This window comes from Pseudoalteromonas luteoviolacea (genome assembly GCF_018100925.1).
Classification (GTDB): domain Bacteria; phylum Pseudomonadota; class Gammaproteobacteria; order Enterobacterales; family Alteromonadaceae; genus Pseudoalteromonas; species Pseudoalteromonas obscura.
This window is the reverse complement of the sequence record NZ_JAGJEH010000008.1, coordinates 135,459-155,246: the sequence shown is the minus strand read 5'-3', so window position 1 is coordinate 155,246 and position 19,788 is coordinate 135,459. Positions and strand designations below refer to the sequence as shown.

Here is a 19,788-nt window from a genome sequence, read left to right as displayed (position 1 = left end):
ATACACCCTGAAGCACATCAAAAATTTAAGACTGCGCATTTTACACGAGATCAAACCAATAAAAAAAGGGCCAAAGCCCTTTTTTTTGTCATATCTTTGTTATCAAACGTACCAGCACGTTAAAAACTGTAAACCAGAGTCAACGATGTTTCTGTGTCCGTTTTCTCTTTGTCATCGTCAACCTCCGAATTGTTAGTGATTTTATAGGCCACTTTCATTTGCAAAGAGCCATTAACTTTTGCCAGCAGTGCAGTTTCTGATTCTGTCTTTGTGTTCGTATCACCGTACTCTATTGCCACTACTTGGGTAAACTTAGCATTGTCAGACAGTGTCCACTCGTAATCAAGTTTTGCAACACCTATCGCTTCACTCTCCGTTTCTCCTGCCAAAGACTTCCCATCTTTGTTAGTCTCTGTACTGTCTTCTTGATATTCAAAGCGCTTTATACCCGGCCCAATTTCAAAATCAAGGTACATATCACTGCGCTTTACAAGTCTCAATCCATAACCAACCGAAAATACTGTTTCGCTACGATACGCGCCAAAATAATCGGAGTCATATGCACCGTAAATAAACAAATGGCTGTGGTCCTCAACTAGCTTGTAATTTCCCTGCACAGATAAAGAGTACTTTTCATTGGTACGCTCTTTTACTCTTTCGCCATCTTCATTTTCTATTTCATCTTCTTTGAAAATACCATCGATTTTATATTCGTTGCGCCAATTATCTAAGTGATGTTTCGCTTTGATTTCACCTTTTAGAGTAGTTGTTTCCGTATTACCGCTCGTCACAATAGCGCCTACTTCACTCGTTATATCCCACTCTTTCTCTTCAGCAGGCACACTATCAGAGCTTGTTTCTTTAGCTGCTAACTGTGACGACATAGCGACTAATGCACACAGAGAGATCAGTTTTAATTTCATTCTAAAATCAACCTTATTTTTCAGTTTTTTGTAAGTGCACATCCATTTGCGGATACGGAATATTAATTTGTGCATCATCTAATGCATTTTTAATGTTTTCAAGCAAATCGAAATACGTTGGCCAGTAGTCACCGGTGTTCACCCATGGTCGAACAGCAAAGTTTACGCTAGAGTCTCCCAACTCTAACACGGCCACGGTATAGCTTGGGTCATTCAAGATTCGAGATTCACTTGTCAGGACCCCTTCTAACACTGATTTAACCTGCTTGAGGTCGGCATCATAACTAACCCCAATGACTAAATCGATACGTCTGGTCAACTCTCTGGAATAGTTTACTATCGCGCCAGACATAACTGAAGAATTGGGTATTATAATGACTTTGTTGTCAGGCGTAATCAATTCTGTAGAAAATATTTCAATCTTCCTAACACTGCCGGATTGACCGCCAGCATCAATATAATCACCCGACTTAAAAGGTCTCAGAATAATGATGAGCACCCCAGAGGCAAAATTAGATAATGAACCCTGCAACGCTAAACCAACAGCCAAACCTGCTGCACCTAAAATAGCAATGAAAGACGTGGTTTCAACTCCAACCTGTGACAATGCCATCAGTAGCGTAGCGACAAAACCTAATGCGTAGACAATATTCGATAAAAACACACCAACTGCTTTATCTACCTTCCGATTGCAAATTGCCTTTTCAGTTAAGCTCGATAAAAAGCGTGTAACTCTGAGCCCTATAAAGAAGATGAGTAAGGCGAGCAGACCTTGGAGTATATAGTGCATAACCAAATCTGAATTGTTATTGAACCAATCGAATAATATGTCCATAAAGTTTCCTGTTACCGAGATTTTTGTACAACCATTAACAACAGGTATAAATATTAGTCACAATGTGGGAATTTTCCCCAAACCGACAAAAATCTTCAAAAAAATAAAAAAAGGCTTTGCATTAAATGAAAAGTTCTGTAATATGCGCGCCACACCCAAGAGGTGTTACACGAAACATTGTGGCGGCTGTAGCTCAGTTGGTAGAGCCCTGGATTGTGATTCCGGTTGTCGTGGGTTCGAGCCCCATCAGTCGCCCCATCTCCCCTTCTTCTATCGTGTAATCTAAAATAATTCAAAAACATCCCTAAAAAATATAAAAACATCTTTTCAACGTTGTGATTCACACTGACATATCTTCTGTGCATTGGATTTGCGTTGCGACGATTGTTTCATTCAAACCCACTCACTTATACGATAAACCTTCACAGCACAGCTTCTCTAGCGCATTTTGAGTACGCGCTTTCGATATATGGTTCTAAAAGGGTATAGTTCTACTCGCAAGCTTACAGGACCCCTTGGCAGCTCACTCCAATTATGAGTGAATTCGCATCTTTAAGCTTTGATAGGAAGTTTAAAACAAAAAATGCCACCTAAAGCTAGGTGGCATTACACACGGGATTATTTCTACTTATAAATAGAAATTCTGTTCACTTATTTCCAGCTTCTCATCTTATGACCTTTCAAAGCATAGAATAGTATAAATATATAACTTGGGATCATCAGGCTATATGCACCTTGCGCACCTAAACCTGCAACATTCCCTAAACCAATCAATAGTGGACCTAAAGCACCACCGGCAATACCCATGATCAATAAACCAGAGGCTGTACCAGTTAATCGCCCTAGACCATCTAAAGCCAGAGGCCAAATTGCTGGCCATACCATGGCGTTAGCAAAACCAAGTAATGCGATACACAATAGCGGATCTGGCAGCTGAGGTCCACCAAAAGGCACTAACAATAGGTTAGAAATTGCAAAAGAGTTGTTGTCACCCATTACAACAGCCAATACGGTAATAATACCGGCTATGCCAGACATCACCAGCGCACTTTGCTGAGACATAAAACGCGGTATCAATACAATACCGATCGCGTAGCCTAACAACATACAGCCCATAGTATAGGATGTCATAATTGAATAATCTGCAATACCTAAATGTAACGCGTAAGAGCCTATTGTATCTGCTGCGATCACTTCAACAGCAACATATAAAGCAATACCTACAACACCCAGTACAAGATGAGGATGCTGAAGTGCTTCTCTCAATTCACCTTTAGATGTTTTACTCTCTTCTTCGAAAACCAAATCAGGTAGTGGCGCAAATTTTGCGAAAAGCGCAAACAAGAATATCAAACCAGCAATCGCCAAGTATGGTGCTATCAGGCTGTTTGCCATTGCGTCTTTCTGTTCTTGAGACAAGCTCTCACCACCATTTACAACACCGCTAACCACAACAGCTGCAAATACAATTGGGACAATCACGCCAGCTGACTTATTTAATAAGCCCATAATACATACGCGCACAGCTGCTGATTTTTCAGATCCCATTTTTACCACATAGGGATTCACCGCAGTTTGTAGCACAGTTTGACCAACACCAATCAATAGCTGGGCTAAAAGGAATACTTCAATCGCCTGCATTTTTGCCGCAGGAATATAAAGAAGCGCAGACAGAGCCATAATCACACAACCCACTGCCATGCCATTTTTATAGCCCACCTTTTTGATCACCATCGCAGAAGGGATACCTGCAATTGTTACCGCAATATAAAATGACGATATAATAAATGACGCTTGTAAAGGTGATAGCTCAAGCATTTGCTGTAAAAAAGGTGTGATTGCACCATTTAGCCAGGTTATGCACCCCAATATAAAAAACATAGAACCAGCCAGCGTCATCGGCAACCAGACACTCTGCTTCGCTTTTTCATTCATATCCACTGTTGCTTCCATAATACTCTTCTTGTTGCAATAAAATCTTATGACAAGTTGTACTCACGACTCTTAAGTCACAAGCACACGATATGTGTTTTTGTTATACCCATTATTCATGGTTTATAGCCGCGCTGCTCAGCTGATGTTGAATACAAAAAACAACTAATGCAACAAAATGACAGCGCTGACATTTAACTTTACGTTAATTTTACACGTATTTCTAGTTAGAAATTATACTATTCTGGATTTAAAAAAGGGGCAAACGCCCCTAATTAATTCCAAAAGACCCAATTAAATTACTCTAAACCTGTAATTCGGCTGTATTTTTTACCAGCTAATGCCGTTCTCAAACGAATATCAGATGGCTTTGAAACCGTCATCGGACCTGTATAAGTTTGCCATGTTTTACCTGCATCTTGGCTCACTTCTATGGTCAAGAAAGAAAACGCGCTATTTGCTAGTAACTTACCACCTTCAATTACCGCACCTGGGACTGGTAAATTCACATTGACACCTGACGCAACTAGTTTATCTAACTCTTTAAGTGCCAGTGTCGCTGAGAACTCTTGCCAATCTGCTGCGCGCAATTTTTCATTTGGCAGCTCACCTTCCCAGCTTGCTTTGTGCCAAGCACGTTCAGCAACAGTAAGTAAACGCGGGAATATCATCGCCATCACCTGCTCTTCCGTGCGAATGGTTTCTGTCCATACCTGCCCTTGCATACCTAGAATATTTTGCGGTTTTTCTAATTTAGGTAACGGCCTACCAACTAGCGCTTCAAGGTTGTCAATTGCTTCACCATTACGCGTGAAATCGGCATTGGCATATACATCATCAGGCATGTAGCCGAATGCTTTCTTAGTATCTGTGTACCTTGCAGCCCAATAGTACCCGCGCTCTTCAGGATGTGCCTCATACGGGTGATCGAAGTAAAGATGCGTACCATGAGATAGTACAACTTGATATCCATCATTAGCTAAACGATATGCCCTATCTGCCACACCCCATTCCCAGATATTATCCCACACATTGGCAGTAAACACTTGATTTGGAAACTCATCACGCTTAAATGGATTCACTCTGTCATACATTAAACCATCTTCCCACGCACCCGGTGCGATACCACGCTTAGCAAAGATCTTTGCGATGCGTTGCGTAAAATAGGGCTTTAAATCCGCAGGGCCAGCAATGCCGTTGTTAGCGTCTTTAAACAGAGCATCGCAAGCTGGTGACTGGGTCCAAGAGCCCGCGCCAACTTCATCACCACCAAAGTGCAAATTCTCCAGTCGGGTGCCAGCTTCACGATACATACCTTGCAATTCATAAGTCACTTTCTCTATGAATGCATAAGTAGAATCCATACAGACATTGAATGAATTATCTGTGTAATTTTGAACAGTTAAGTACTCAGACTTATCTTCAGGGTCGCTTAATAAGAACGCACGCGCGTCAGCTTCTTTACCCTGCTCCATTAACGTGTGATATCTCGCTTCCATCGCAATAATAGCTGCTCGAGCGTGACCAGGTCCTTCTATCTCTGGAATTATGTCGATATGCCTAGCTTTAGCAAACTTGAGGAGTTCAACGAAATCTTCTCGCGATAAATAGCCGTTACCTGATCCTGACTTGAATGGACCTGTGCCTAGTTGGGTTAGCAAACATTGACGCTCTTCTAAGTCAAAACAGCGATATCCGCCTATTTCTGACAACTCAGGTAAACCCGGGATCTCTAATCGCCAGCCTTCATCGTCAGAAAAGTGCCAATGAAACTTATTGAGTTTATAACGTGCCATTTGCTCAACAAGTTTAAATAATGCGTCTTTGCCGTGGTAGTTTCGCGCATTATCATAATGCATACCTCGCCAGTCATATCTCGGCGTATCTTCAATTTCAACGTTTGGCGCAGTTACCCCGCCATTCGACTCTTTTGATAGCAATGCCAACAGACTTTGTATGCCATAAAATACACCAGCATTATCAACACCGATAATCTCAATTTTATCGTCATCAATTTCTAGTTTGTAGCTCCCAGAACGATTTTCATATCGTCCCTGCTCTGATTCGACTTTCAAATAGATAGTTGGAGATTCACCAGTTGGAATATGATCTGCTTTGGCATCTAATTTTAATCCAAATTCAGAAAGGTCCTCTTGGAAGACGCTCACTTCTGACTTCAGTCTGCCCGCAAACCTAATTTGCCACTGCCCATTTAACTCAGCAACGCCGCGATTAAAATCAACATTCTGAGGTTTAGGGATAATTCGCTTTAGTGCCGCTTCTCTATTTACTTTGACACTGTGCTGATTGTGCTCATAGCGCCAAGCGGCATTGGCAATCGGAGAGTAATCAAGCGGCTCATTATGCCTTTTTAGCTGATTGTCACGTTCGATGGGGGCAACAAATGCCAGCATGTCTTCTGTATCAGTATTAGCGAACACAACTGGTAGTGATTGACCCGAAACAATAAATGCGCGAGGCATAAAATCCGTATAAGCGGCAATCCACGCGCCAGCCTCAAATTCGATCTTCAAGGAGCCATTTGCAGCTAACCCCGCAAATTCCGGTGTAGGAACAAAACGATGTAAGTCTCCATTGACATGTTCAATACGTAAACCTGCTGACGCCAAGGTCTTAATTTTTCTCACCGAATGCACATAAATCTGCCAATCGCTTTCACCTTTAGGTAGTGCGATTTTCGAGTTGTTTTTTAAAGAGATGGAGCCGATAAAACTGCCAGCACCACCATGAAAGTTATTTTCTACCGCGAAAGTGAGTTGCGTGTCTTTAGCAAAGGCATCAAGCTGTGATTGAGAGAGCATTGCGCTCGCCCCCCACGAGGACGTGATCAGGGTCGTCGCAAACATATGCGCCAGCATGTTTTTTCGTAGATTCATATTCGCTCCTAAAGGCTATTCCTTGAAACCACATTCTAGCAAAAGCTACTCGTCGCTGCCGCGCATACTGAATTATACGACTTTATGGTATAGCGTTACTGCAGACGATTGACGCGACTCAAGGGAATAATACTAACCAACTTATTGTTAGCTTTTCATCATATCGAAGAAAAAATGACAGCGCTATCAAATTTTATAAAAGCCCGTTTATTCCACAAAAAAACCCGCTCAAGATTTACTTGTAGCGGGCTTTTATTAACGTGTACTTAGAATTACCAGATCTTTACTCGTTCATCTGGCTTTATGTACATACCGTCACCTTCTTTCACATCAAAGGCTTCATGAAACTGCGGCATATTAGATAAAATACCGATAACGCGATATTCACTAGGCGAGTGAGAGTCTGTCATTAAGCGGTTTCTGAGCTCTTCGTCACGGTATTCTCTGCGCCAAATCTGCCCCCAACCCATAAAGAATCGCTGTGAGCCGGTATACCCATCAATCTCAGGGGCCTCTTTACCTTGCAAAGACAATTTATAAGCTTTATAAGCAACAGTTAAGCCTCCTAAATCACCTATGTTTTCGCCGAGAGTCAGCTCGCCATTAACATGGGCATCGTCGAAAGGCTTATACCCATTAAACTGATCAATCAGTTGTTTTCCACGGGCCTCAAACTGTGATAAATCATTATCACTCCACCAGTTTCTTAAGTTTCCATCGCCATCATACTTAGCGCCTTGGTCATCAAAACCGTGGCCAATCTCATGGCCAATTACTGCGCCAATCGCACCATAATTTACGGCATCATCCGCCTCTAAATTGAAAAATGGCGGTTGTAAAATTGCTGCAGGAAACACGATTTCATTATTTACTGGATTGTAATAGGCGTTCACTGTTTGCGGCGTCATGTACCATCTTGAACGATCTACAGGTTTTCCGACTTCATCGATCATTGCTTGATATGACCACTGGTTATAACGAACATAGTTACCCACCAAGTCATCCGCATTGATTTCCAGCTTGGAGTAGTCACGCCACTTGTCTGGATAGCCAATTTTAGGTGTGAACTTTTTGAGCTTCGCTTTTGCAGCAACTTTTGTTTCTGCGCTCATCCAGTCCAAGTCATCAATTGATTTATCAAAACCAAGGATCAAATTGTCAACCATTTCGCGCATTCGAGCTTTGGCCTCTGGCGGAAAGTGCTCTTTAACATAAATTTTGCCGAGTAACTCACCTAACACATCATTGCTGGCATCCGCAGCCTTTTTCCACATTGGCGATTGTGCTTCCAAACCGCGTAACGTCTTTCCATAAAAGCCAAAGTGTAAATCCACTAACTTGCGCTCGAGTAGATCTGCAAAGTTGCTCACAAAATGGAAAGTCAAATATGCACGCCAAACTTCAACGTCAGTGTTTTGAATGATGTTTGCTAATTGGGTAAAATATGAAGGTTGAGAGACAACCAACTCCTCAATATTAATGCCCAGAGCCTCGAAATAATCCACAACATCAAACCCAGCCATTTGCTGGTTTAGTTCACCGACATTAAGTTTATTATATGTTTTTGATGCATCACGGCTATCGACACGGCTCCATTGTGCCTGTGCTATTTTCGTCTCCAGTTCCAATATCTGCTTTGCGGCTTGTTCAGATTGCTGCTCATTGTATCCAAACTCAAATAAAATATTGGTAATATAAATTTGATATGCCGCTTTTGTTTTGCTGAATTTCTCAGATTCTGTCAGGTAAAAATCCCTATCAGGTAACCCTAGGCCTGTTTGGTACAGATACAAAGTGTTGATGGTAGAGTTTTTAGCATCATTGTGAACATACCAAGAAAAGGGAGTCGTGCCACCTTGCAATTGCAATTTGGCAATCAGTGCCGGTAACTGAGACTTATTTTTTAAGGCTTTTATTGGTTCTAAGTACTCGTCAAGCGCCGAAACACCGATTTCTTCTCGCGCGAGCTCATCTGTATAACTTTTGTAAAATGCACCCAATTTGTATTCGTCACTTCCCGGCGCAGCCGATGGGTTGTTGGCAGCTTTTTCTAAAATGACCTTGAGTGCAGCCTTCGATTTCTCATTTAACTCAGTAAAAGATCCGTAATTTGATTTATCAGCAGGGATTTCAGTTCTCTCAAACCACTTACCATTTACATGCCTATAAAAATCATCTTGAGGACGAACGGATGAGTCTATATTTTCGAGCTCAATGCCTGAAATTAACGTTTGTTGCTGTACTATTTCTTGAGTTTGCTCTGTTTGTGGCTGCTCACTACAGCCAACAAGGCCCAGTGCCACACCAATTGCCGCGAATGTTTTACGCATATATGTCGGCTCCTTTTAAATCATATATGAATCATACCTTGCAGCAAATCAGATTAAAATCCAAGGTATTTAATTCATTTGTAACTGCTTATTTTGACGTTGCCAAAGCATCAATAATAGCCACATTGGCTGATGGGAAATCAAGCTTTTTAAGCTGTTCAAAATTGACCCATTGACTTGGTTGCCCTTCTAGCCCTGTGGCTTCACCAGAGAACGCTGTCACGACATGTACAACAAGACAGACTTGTTTATCACCATAATCATGTTCAATGGTAACTAAGTGCTCCGAGCGTTCAACTTGAATACCTATTTCCTCGGCGAGCTCTCTTGAAAGCGCCTGCTCAACACTTTCATTGTCTTCCACTTTTCCACCCGGAAACTCCCAGAGTCCACCTTGGTGTTGCTCATCACTTCGCTTACAGACAAAGTACTGTGCTTGTTTTTCAATCACACCAACTGCAACATTGACTACTTTTTTAGTCATCTTTTTACCCCATAAAAAAAGCGACCTTTAGGTCGCTTTTGTATTAAATTCAGTGTGCGCCTAGCTTAGTTTACCGCAACACTGCTTATATTTCTTACCTGAACCGCACGGACACGGCTCGTTACGGCCAACTTTAGGTTCCGCTCTCGCCGCAACCGCTGCGCCTTGTGGGGCCTCACCGCCGACTTTTTCAGCTTCTTCATGCTGATATTGTCTTGGCATTTGTTCGCTACGACGATGCTGCTCTTCAACTTTCTCAACATCTTCTTCGGCACGCACCTGTACTTTGCTCAGTACACCAACCACATCAACTTTAAGCGTTTCAAGCATATTAGAGAACAGTTCAAATGACTCACGTTTATACTCTTGCTTAGGATTTTTCTGTGCATAACCACGTAGGTGAATACCTTGACGCAGGTGATCCATTGCAGCCAAGTGATCCTTCCAATGTTGATCCAAGCTTTGTAGCATGACTGCTTTTTCAAAATGTCGCAGTACTTCAACACCAACTTGTTCTTCTTTTTGCTTGTATGCAGTTTCGGCCTCTTCGATGATACGCTCACGTAGTGACTCTTCATACAATTTGCTGTCTTCTTCAAGCCATTTACCAATTGGTAAGTCCAATAGTAGGTCGGCTTTTAAGCGCTCTTCTAAACCTGGGATATCCCACATTTCAGCTAAGCTTTGCGGTGGAATAAAGCGATCAATCGTACCGTTGAGTACATCACTGCGGATCGCATTCACTGTTTCTGAGATATCGCCTTCTTCCAGTAGCTCATTACGCTGCTCATAGACAACTCGACGCTGATCGTTGGCAACATCATCGTATTCTAGTAACTGCTTACGAATATCAAAGTTACGCGCTTCTACTTTGCGTTGTGCGTTTTCTATTGCACGGTTTACCCATGGGTGCTCAATTGCTTCGCCACGTTGCATGCCAAGTTTGCGCATCATGGTTGTCATACGCTCACCAGCAAAAATACGCATTAATGCATCATCCATAGACAGGTAGAAACGGCTTGAACCTGCATCCCCCTGACGACCAGAACGACCACGTAGCTGATTATCAATACGTCGCGATTCATGGCGCTCAGTACCAATGATATGTAAACCACCAGCTTCTAATACTTTATCGTGAAGCTCTTTCCATTTTGTTTTTGCTTCTGATATTTGTTCTTCACTTGGGTTGTCAATTTTTGCAATATCATTTTGCCAGTTACCACCTAGTACGATATCCGTACCACGGCCCGCCATGTTTGTAGCGATTGTAACATTCCCCGGTAAACCGGCATCAGCAATGATGTCAGCTTCTTGCGCATGGAACTTAGCATTAAGTACATTGTGCTCAATCTTTTCTTTACGTAAAAAGTGAGATAGATATTCAGAACTTTCAATTGAAATAGTACCAACAAGAACAGGCTGTCCTCGCTTTTGGCAGTCTCTAATATCGGCTAAAATTGCTTCAAACTTTTCTTCTTGAGTCAGGTAAACCAAATCTGCACGATCATCACGTATCATCGGTTTATTGGTTGGGATAACTACAGTGTCTAAGCCATAGATTGACTGAAATTCAAATGCTTCAGTATCTGCTGTCCCGGTCATACCTGATAATTTGTCATACAGACGGAAGTAATTTTGGAATGTGATCGAAGCAAGAGTTTGGTTTTCATTTTGAATACGAACGCCTTCTTTGGCTTCTACAGCTTGGTGTAGGCCTTCTGACCAACGGCGGCCTTCCATTGTACGACCCGTGTGTTCATCAACAATAATTACTTCATTGTCTTTGACCACATAATCGACATCTTTCTGATACAACTTATGTGCACGTAGCGCCGCATAAACATGGCTTAATAATGTGATGTTACCTGCTGAATACAAAGAATCGTCTTCTTCAATCAAGCTGTGCTTAATCAACAGCTCTTCGACTTTAACTTGACCACGCTCGGTTAAATGGGCTTGCTTTGATTTTTCATCAATTGTGTAATCACCATCACCTTCAACGCCTTCTTCATCTTCTTTTTCTTGTTGAATAAGTTCAGGGACAATTTTGTTGATCTGGGTGTAAAGTTCAGAGCTATCTTCTGCCGGACCTGAAATGATCAGTGGTGTTCTTGCCTCATCAATTAAGATCGAGTCAACTTCATCCACAACCGCATAATGCAGTGGGCGCTGTACACGCTCTTCAATGCTAAACGCCATGTTGTCACGTAAATAATCGAAACCAAACTCGTTGTTGGTGCCGTACGTGATATCAGCGGCATAAGCTTCTTTTTTCTGTGCTGGCATCATACCTGGAATATTGCAGCCTACACTCAAACCTAAAAATTCAAATAGCGGGCGATTATTTTCAGCATCACGCTTTGCTAGGTAATCATTCACGGTGATCACGTGGACGCCTTTACCTGTTAAACCATTGAGGTATGCAGGTAAGGTTGCTGTCAGTGTTTTACCTTCACCAGTACGCATCTCAGAAATACGGCCTTGATGCAAAACCATACCACCTATCATTTGCACGTCGAAATGACGCATTTCAAAGACGCGTTTTGAGGCCTCACGAACAGTAGCGAATGCTTCAGGAAGTAATTCGTCTAAGCTGGTTCCTTGCTCAAATCTTTGTCTAAACTCTGCTGTTTTTGCTTTTAGTTGTTCATCAGATAGCTTGCTATACTGCTCTTCCAAAGCATTAACTAAAGCGACCGTTTTGCGTAAATTTTTGATCATCCGGTCGTTACGGCTACCAAAAATCTTGGTAAAAATTTTAGTTATCATGTTTAAACCATTTCAATCTTATGTTTGTAAGCCCGTGCATTCGCGTATTCCCAAAAGGCTTACTAAGTCCTGTTGGCGACAAAGTCGAATTTGTGCTGTGTGCCGAGTTAATTTTATACCCTATCATACCAGACTATGCGCATCTGCAAACCACCTAAGCGAAAACTGTTCCTATTTAATAACATGTCTATCGCAAGGGGGGTTCAGAATACACGTAATTACGCATATGGTCACTCTATAATATCCTTCAGATATGACGGTATTGTTTGTCAATTATGCAGATATGGGGATAGTCGCTCTAAACTTCAAGTCGAATACACAGAACAAGGCTCTCCTATATTAGATATCGACATTTCAGATGCGACTAAGCATTACCCTAGCGTAAAATTAAGGTAAAATAGAACAGGTAGAGATATTGCAATGCTCTTTGCTAGGTATAAAGCTGAATAAGCGCAAATCATACACTATGTTCAAATAGAGGAGACGGTATGGCTAAAAATAGATTTGACCCTAAATCGCTCTCTGAGTTGGCACCTAAGTGGTCTAACAAATTATCCAACTATGTCGAAAAAGCACAAGACATTGCAGCGTTACAAGCTCCCTTGAATAAGGCACTGGGTCCAATTCTAAGTAAAAAGTGCCGTGTATCTAACTACAGTCAAGGTACTTTACATATCGAAGCCGCTTCTGCAACATTGGCTACTCGCCTTGGATATCTCAAAATGGAAATCTTGTCGGAGTTCAGGCAATCAGGCTTTCATGATTGCAGTCAAGTGAAAATCACCGCTACCCCAGAGGCTCAACAGCGGTTATCACAACGTGTCGTCGAGCCGAAAAAGCCGCCTACCCAACAGCACCGTTTGAGCGAGTCTACTGCACAGCAACTCACAATGCTGGCCGACAATGCACCTGCAGGGCTAAAAGAAAAACTTTTAAAATTGGCAAAACACGCCAGTAAATAGTTGTGAGGCAATAGCTAAAAAAAAATGACGCTTTCGCGTCATTTTTTTATGCTGTTGCTGTTTGTTGTCCAGCTTCCAAACCAGGTGCTGGCATGGTGACTGGCTCGTCAAAGCTAACCCACTCCCACGCTTGTTCATTTGCCATGACTTCGCGCAGTAGTTTATTGTTTAGACCGTGACCAGACTTATAACATGTCACCTTACCTAAAATGTTGTGACCCGTCATAAACAAATCACCCACACAGTCTAGTATTTTGTGTTTTACAAACTCATCTTTGTAACGCAGACCATTTGGGTTAAGCACTTTAAACTCATCTAACACAACAGCATTATCCATGCTACCGCCAAGTGCCAGATTATTAGCATGCATATACTCAATGTCTTTCATAAAACCGAAAGTACGCGCGCGACTGATTTCCTGCGTGAAGCTTTGTGCAGTAATATCTAGACCAATGCGTTGACGACTTGCATTAATTGCAGGGTGATCAAATGCAATTTCAAAATCGATATGGAATCCATCGTACGGCTCGATTTCGGCCCATTTGTCACCGTCTTCAACACGTACAGTTTCTTTGATACGTATGAATCGTTTCGCTACATTTAACTCAGCAATACCGCCTTTTTGTATCAAGTATATAAATGGTAATGCACTACCATCCATAATTGGTACTTCGGCACTGTCTAGTTCAACGATAAGATTATCGATGCCCAAAGCTGCGACCGCCGCAATTAAATGCTCAGTCGTAGAAAGGCGAACACCATCTTTATTAGTTAAACAAGTACACAATTGCGTATCACCCACAGCTTCAGGAGTTGTCTCGAAATCGACAACAGGGTCTAGATCTACGCGACGAAATACAATGCCCGTATTTGCGCTCGCAGGTCGGAGAGTGATCGTGACCTTTTCACCTTTGTGTAAACCTACACCTGTGGCTTTAACAACTTCTGCAATTGTACGTTGTTTAATCATATATTCGCCCACTTTAAGTTAGATAGACCGCGGAGTGTATCACATATAACACCCCTTGCCAATCGGTCATTTTTTATCCTAGTCTGACTGTTTTCTCAAAAATGCTGGGATATCGAAATAGTCACCTTTTTCTTTTTCACCAGTTTCTTTTGGTTGCTCAGTCGTTTTAATTGTCTCTTTGGTCTGTATTGTGTTGGGCTCTGCGCTAAACCCTGCACCCGTATCACTGCTGGGCTGTGATTCAACAGGCTTATTGCCCGCACCGCCAAAGCTTGGCACAAAGTCATCGTTAGTATGACTTGGGCCATGAGTCCCTGTTGCAGCTTGTCCAGCAAGACCTTGAATGCCTTTATCAACAATGCCAAACTGAGGTTTACGTTCGCCACCAAGGCCCGTGGCCACAACAGTAACGCGTAATTCGTCACTCATTTCAGGATCAATAACTGCACCTACCACCACTGTTGCATTTTCAGACGCCAGTGCCTTGACGTGGTTACCCACCACTTCAAACTCTTCAATGGTGATATCCATACCAGCGGTAATATTAACCAAAATACCTTTTGCACCTGTCAAATCCACATCTTCAAGCAGCGGACTTGAAATAGCAGCTTCAGCAGCTTCTTGTGCGCGATCTGGACCAGATGCTGCTGCGGTACCCATCATCGCAGTACCCATTGCCGACATTACCGTTCTTACATCAGCAAAGTCGACATTAATTAGACCTGAACGGGTAATTAATTCTGCAATGCCTTGCACCGCGCCATAAAGAACGTCGTTAGCTTTTGCAAATGCGTCTAATAATGTAGTTCCTTTGCCAAGTACTTTCAGTAACTTGTTGTTAGGAATTGTAATAAGTGAATCTACAATTTCAGACAATTCACCGATCCCATGATCAGCTGCAGCCATACGCTTTTTACCTTCCAAGTCAAAAGGACGCGTAACGACGGCAACGGTCAAAATCCCCAGCTCTTTGGCGACACGCGCAACCACAGGTGCAGCACCAGTACCTGTACCGCCACCCATACCTGCGGCGATAAAGACCATATCAGCACCTTCAAGGCTCGCCTTAATCGTTTCAACATCTTCTTCGGCTGCACTTTTACCAACTTCTGGATTAGCACCCGCCCCTAAACCTTGGGTAATTTGCGTACCAAGTTGGACAGTGACATCCGCAGATGACTTTCTTAACGCTTGCGCGTCAGTGTTGGCAACAATGAAGCGTACACCTTCTATTTCTTGCTTTACCATATGCTCAACGGCGTTGCCACCGCCGCCGCCAACACCAATTACTTTAATTACGGCCTCTTCGCCGTGTTGCTCCATAATATCAAACATCTTCACTCTCCGACTTGAGCTTTAAAACTCACCTTGAAACCATTTAGTTACTCGGCTCCACCAACCTTCTTCGGCATCTACTTTCGCCTTTTGTGCATTTTTGGCTTGCAGCGTACGGCCGTATTGTAACAAACCTACCGCTGTAGCATATGCCGGATCATCAACATAATCTGTTAATCCTGTGATCCCAACAGGCTTTCCTATCCTTACGGGCATTTGAAAGATGTCTTCTGCAACTTCCAAAGCCCCTTTCATTTTGGCGCTGCCACCAGTCATGACAACACCTGCCGCAATTTGATCTTCAAAACCAGAGCGACGAATTTCTTCTTGAACCAACTCAAATAGTTCTCTAAATCTCGGCTCAACTACCTCTGATAAGGTATGACGAGACATGATCCGAGAGGGACGACCACCAACGCTTGGCACTTCAATTGTTTCTTCAACACTGGCCATTTGACTGCTAGCAAACGCGTATTGTACCTTCAAAGACTCAGCATGTGAGAGTGGCGTTCTAAATATTTTTGCAATATCTCCGGTAACTTGGTTACCAGCAACAGGAATTACTGCTGTATGACGCAGCGCGCCATTTACATAAATGGCAATATCCATAGTGCCGCCGCCGATATCGACTACAGCCGCCCCCAGTTCTTTTTCATCTTCTGTCAAAACAGAATAACAAGAAGCTAAGGCCGTAAAGGTAAGCTGGTCAACTTCAAGCCCGCATCGCTCTACGCACTTTTCTATATTCTTGGCCATGTCATTGGAGCAAGTAATAATATGCGCTTTCGCTTCCATCCTTACTCCACTCATACCAAGTGGGTTTTTGATCCCCTCTTGCATATCAATGCTGTACTCTTGTGGCAACGAATGCAGCATTTTACGCTCAGCCGAAATAGGCACAGACCGAGCAATATGGATAACATTTGCAATATCATCATCTGTGACTTCTGTGTTATTAATTGCCACTACGCCACTTTCGTTTTGGCATTGAATATGTTTACCCGAAATACCCAGATACACCGAGCTAATTCTGCAATCCGCCATTAATTCGGCTTCATCAATTGCACGTTTAATCGAATCAGATACCAAATTAAGATCGTTGACTCCGCCCTTATCCATACCGTGCGCAACTTGGTTACCAACGCCAACAATACTTAATTGATTATCGGATGTGATCTCACCGACAGTAGCAACTACTTTTGCAGTACCTACATCGAGTCCTATCACTAAGTTTCTTTCTGCTGACTTGGTCATGCTTTACTCTTTTCTTTTTTCTCATGTACCTGGGGGTATCTCCAACTTACCGCCAGCCCTGTATCATAACGCAAATCGATCACATCAAGCAGTGCACCTTCGGGTCTTTTTAAAAGCGGATACACGTCAATGAACCTTTGCACTCTCTTTGCTTTTTCTTCTCTGCCTAAATTTAGTTCGATGCCATTTTTTAACCATAGCTGCCAAGCAAACCGCTCGGAAAGCGCCAAACTAGTTAATTCAAATGAATTGACTGCCAACATGGCCTTCAATTGCAAAAACGTTTCCCAAGCTTCACCTTCACTTCCCTCTGGACCATATAACTGAGGTAAGTTAGTAGATAGCTTAGTGCTATCAGCTTGAAATATGACGCCATCCGCATTCAGTAGTGAATCACTATTCCAAAATGCGACAGGTTTATGCTCAACAACATAAACCTGAATTGTATCAGGCCACTGCTTACGCACCGATACAGATGCAACCCAAGGTAAATCCTTAACAGCAGCCTGAACCGATTTCACATTTAACTGAAAAAAGCTGGTTAAGTCTGTTCGTTTTATCGCTTCAACAATGTCGTGTTCCTCAGTGTAAAAAGGATCTCCCAACACGGTTAACGTTTTAATCTGTGCATCTCTGTGCTCGACCAACCAGTCGCTGACCCAAAACACACTGCGTACTAGAAAAATCAATACACCTAGAAAAAAGCCCACACCAAGTATCGCAGACCAATTCAGCCTGCCGACTTTCGTAAACGCTTTTTTCATATTTGAGCGCATATTATAACGTTTGCTCTAAAATGCGAACGACTAACTGTTCAAAGCTGATATCTTGTGCTTTTGCCGCCTTCGGTACCAAAGAGGTTTCCGTCATACCTGGCACAGTATTTACTTCGAGTAAATAAAACTGTCCATTTGCATCTTGCATTGCATCAACGCGTCCCCAACCGCTAGCGCCAACTAATTCAAATGCATGTAGCGACATCACTTGCAATTGCTCAGTATAAGCTGGCGTTAATTCTGCTGGGCATATGTATTCAGTTGTCGTTTCTTTATACTTTGCCTGATAATCGTAAAACCCACGTGGTGTGCGCATTTCAATAACAGGTAACGGCTGCCCATCTAAGATTGCAACTGTAAACTCTCGCCCTTCTATCCACTGTTCTACTAGCACTTGATTATCGAACTTAAACGCAGCATTCAAAGCTTCTATTAATGACGTTTCATCTTGTGCTTTTGCCATACCAACGCTTGAACCTTCATGGCTCGGCTTCACCATGACTTGTCCTAGCTCTTTAATAATAGCTTTGGCATCATAGCCACTGTGTTTATCAACCACCGCGTATTTTGCTGTACTCAGCTTGGCCGATTCAAATAGATGCTTGCAACGAATTTTATCCATTGCCAATGCACTTCCCAACACACCGCTACCTGTATAAGGGATCCCCATAAACTCAAGGGCACCTTGCACCGTACCATCCTCACCACCTCTTCCATGCAAAGCGATAAAAACACGCTTTACATTCAGAGCTGTTAATTCCGAGATATTGCGCTGCGCAGGGTCAAAGGCGATCACATCAACCCCTTGGCTTTTTAATGCCGCAACGATCGCATTACCTGAGGCCAAAGAGACTTCTCGTTCAGCTGAACTTCCACCCAGTAATACAGCAACTTTTCCAAATTTACTCATTAACTCTCCGCTCTTAACTTTTGCTTGGATAGCTCTGTCGCAGCTAATTGCTTCACGATCTGACCTATGTTGCCCGCACCTTGAGTGATCACTAAATCATTGTCTTCTATCACATCCGCCAAAACGGTCATCAACTCTTCATGCTCCGCCACATGGATAGGTTCAATCCCTCTCTGGCGCAAACTCCTACACAATGCTTTACTATCTGCACCGACAATGGTCGCTTCACCAGCAGCATAGACATCTAATAAGATCAATTGATCAACTTCCGAGAGCACTTTAACAAACTCTTCATAAAGATCACGAGTACGCGTATACCTATGTGGTTGGTACAGCATCACCAACCGCTTATCGGGCCAACCGGCACGCGCAGCTTCAATAGTCACGGCCACTTCAGATGGATGATGACCATAATCATCGACTAACATCACTTCACCAGAATCATTTGTAAATGTACCGTAGTGCTGGAAGCGTCTTCCGATACCTGCAAACTCTTTTAAAGCAACTTGGATAGCACTGCTATCAATATCGTGATCTTTGGCTATTGCAATGGCTGCGGTGGCATTAAGTGCATTGTGTTTACCTGGCATATTTAGCGTGATCTCAATACTTGACCCAGATTTATGCAACACCTTGAAGCTACAACTCTCAACGTTTTGCACATAGTCGGTCATTCGATAATCCGCATCTTCACTCTCACCATAAGTAATCGTTGGCCTAGCAAATCTCGGTAACAGCTCTCTTACTACTGGCGAGTCAATACATACAACTGCCAAACCGTAAAACGGTAAGTTATGGATAAAGTCAACGTAGGTGTCTTTGAGCTTTTCAAAATCACCACCATACGTATCCATATGATCTGCTTCAATATTGGTGATTACTGAAGCCATTGGTTGTAAATGCAAAAAAGAAGCATCGCTTTCATCTGCTTCGGCAATCAGCACGTCGCTACTGCCAACTTTAGCGTTACTTCCTGCGCTATTTAGCAATCCGCCAATAATAAATGTTGGATCCAACTTTGCTTCTGCAAAAATACTTGCTACTAGGCTAGTCGTTGTTGTTTTTCCATGGGTACCCGCTACCGCAATGCCGTGTCTAAAGCGCATTAACTCAGCGAGCATTTCAGCACGCCTTACAACCGGAATGCGTGCCTGCTGAGCCGCCATAATTTCAGGGTTTGATGTATCTATTGCGCTGGAGACTACCACCACGTCTGCATCAGTGACATTGGCCGAATCGTGACCGATAAAAATCTCAGCGCCAATTTTTAACAGCCTTTCTGTCATAGCATTTTGCGCGATATCTGAACCTGTGATCCGATACCCTTCATACGCCAACACTTCTGCTATACCGCCCATACCAGCACCACCTATTCCAATGAAGTGGATGGTGTTGATGCGTCTCATAGCCC

14 protein-coding genes and 1 tRNA gene are annotated in these 19,788 nt (G+C 42.8%); 2 read left to right on the top strand and 13 right to left on the bottom strand.

Annotated features, from left to right (window positions below; translation table 11 throughout):
- Positions 1-119: 119 nt before the first annotated feature.
- Positions 120-923, bottom strand: coding sequence for a DUF481 domain-containing protein (locus tag J8M00_RS18070; RefSeq protein ID WP_211011918.1), 804 nt, complete (start codon positions 921-923; stop codon positions 120-122).
- A gap of 13 nt (positions 924-936) precedes the next feature.
- The gene (locus J8M00_RS18065) at positions 937-1,758 is read right to left on the bottom strand and encodes a mechanosensitive ion channel family protein (protein WP_211011917.1); all 822 of its coding nucleotides are present in this window, start codon (positions 1,756-1,758) and stop codon (positions 937-939) included.
- 182 nt (positions 1,759-1,940) lie between these two features.
- Here J8M00_RS18065 and J8M00_RS18060 point away from each other — a divergent pair.
- Positions 1,941-2,016 (top strand) — tRNA-His (locus J8M00_RS18060).
- 393 nt (positions 2,017-2,409) lie between these two features.
- Here J8M00_RS18060 and nagP read toward each other — a convergent pair.
- The 5 genes from nagP to secA form a co-directional block, all read right to left on the bottom strand.
- Positions 2,410-3,711, bottom strand: a complete 1,302-nt coding sequence (nagP, locus tag J8M00_RS18055) for an N-acetylglucosamine MFS transporter NagP (protein ID WP_211011916.1) — start codon at positions 3,709-3,711, stop codon at positions 2,410-2,412.
- Between the two features lie 278 nt (positions 3,712-3,989).
- Positions 3,990-6,587 carry a family 20 glycosylhydrolase gene (locus J8M00_RS18050; RefSeq protein ID WP_211011915.1) on the bottom strand — a complete coding sequence of 866 codons (2,598 nt, stop codon included), beginning with the start codon at positions 6,585-6,587 and terminating at the stop codon, positions 3,990-3,992.
- A 272-nt stretch (positions 6,588-6,859) separates the two neighbouring features.
- Positions 6,860-8,917 carry a M13 family metallopeptidase gene (locus tag J8M00_RS18045; protein ID WP_211011914.1) on the bottom strand — a complete coding sequence of 686 codons (2,058 nt, stop codon included), beginning with the start codon at positions 8,915-8,917 and terminating at the stop codon, positions 6,860-6,862.
- Between the two features lie 88 nt (positions 8,918-9,005).
- Positions 9,006-9,401, bottom strand: coding sequence for an 8-oxo-dGTP diphosphatase MutT (gene mutT / locus J8M00_RS18040; RefSeq protein ID WP_211011913.1), 396 nt, complete (start codon positions 9,399-9,401; stop codon positions 9,006-9,008).
- 60 nt (positions 9,402-9,461) lie between these two features.
- Positions 9,462-12,170 carry a preprotein translocase subunit SecA gene (gene secA, locus J8M00_RS18035; RefSeq protein ID WP_211011912.1) on the bottom strand — a complete coding sequence of 903 codons (2,709 nt, stop codon included), beginning with the start codon at positions 12,168-12,170 and terminating at the stop codon, positions 9,462-9,464.
- 488 nt (positions 12,171-12,658) lie between these two features.
- On the opposite strand from secA, the gene J8M00_RS18030 reads away from it, so the two are divergent.
- The gene (locus tag J8M00_RS18030) at positions 12,659-13,132 is read left to right on the top strand and encodes a DUF721 domain-containing protein (RefSeq protein WP_211011911.1); all 474 of its coding nucleotides are present in this window, start codon (positions 12,659-12,661) and stop codon (positions 13,130-13,132) included.
- 46 nt (positions 13,133-13,178) lie between these two features.
- On the opposite strand, the gene lpxC is transcribed toward J8M00_RS18030, so the two are convergent.
- The 6 genes from lpxC to murC all read right to left on the bottom strand — a co-directional run bounded on the left by lpxC (position 13,179) and on the right by murC (position 19,783).
- Complete coding sequence (gene lpxC, locus J8M00_RS18025; RefSeq protein ID WP_211011910.1) at positions 13,179-14,102, bottom strand: UDP-3-O-acyl-N-acetylglucosamine deacetylase; 924 nt, start codon at positions 14,100-14,102, stop codon at positions 13,179-13,181.
- 78 nt (positions 14,103-14,180) lie between these two features.
- Complete coding sequence (ftsZ, locus tag J8M00_RS18020) at positions 14,181-15,437, bottom strand: cell division protein FtsZ (protein ID WP_023397196.1); 1,257 nt, start codon at positions 15,435-15,437, stop codon at positions 14,181-14,183.
- Positions 15,438-15,458: 21 nt separating this feature from the next.
- Positions 15,459-16,691, bottom strand: a complete 1,233-nt coding sequence (gene ftsA / locus J8M00_RS18015; protein WP_023397197.1) for a cell division protein FtsA — start codon at positions 16,689-16,691, stop codon at positions 15,459-15,461.
- Positions 16,688-17,467 (bottom strand): cell division protein FtsQ/DivIB, encoded by a 780-nt coding sequence (locus J8M00_RS18010; RefSeq protein ID WP_211011909.1) that lies wholly within the window; start codon positions 17,465-17,467, stop codon positions 16,688-16,690. Before J8M00_RS18010 ends, ftsA begins: the two co-directional genes overlap by 4 nt.
- A gap of 1 nt (position 17,468) precedes the next feature.
- Complete coding sequence (locus J8M00_RS18005; RefSeq protein WP_211011908.1) at positions 17,469-18,377, bottom strand: D-alanine--D-alanine ligase; 909 nt, start codon at positions 18,375-18,377, stop codon at positions 17,469-17,471.
- Complete coding sequence (gene murC, locus J8M00_RS18000; RefSeq protein ID WP_247687454.1) at positions 18,377-19,783, bottom strand: UDP-N-acetylmuramate--L-alanine ligase; 1,407 nt, start codon at positions 19,781-19,783, stop codon at positions 18,377-18,379. Before murC ends, J8M00_RS18005 begins: the two co-directional genes overlap by 1 nt.
- Positions 19,784-19,788: the final 5 nt, after the last annotated feature.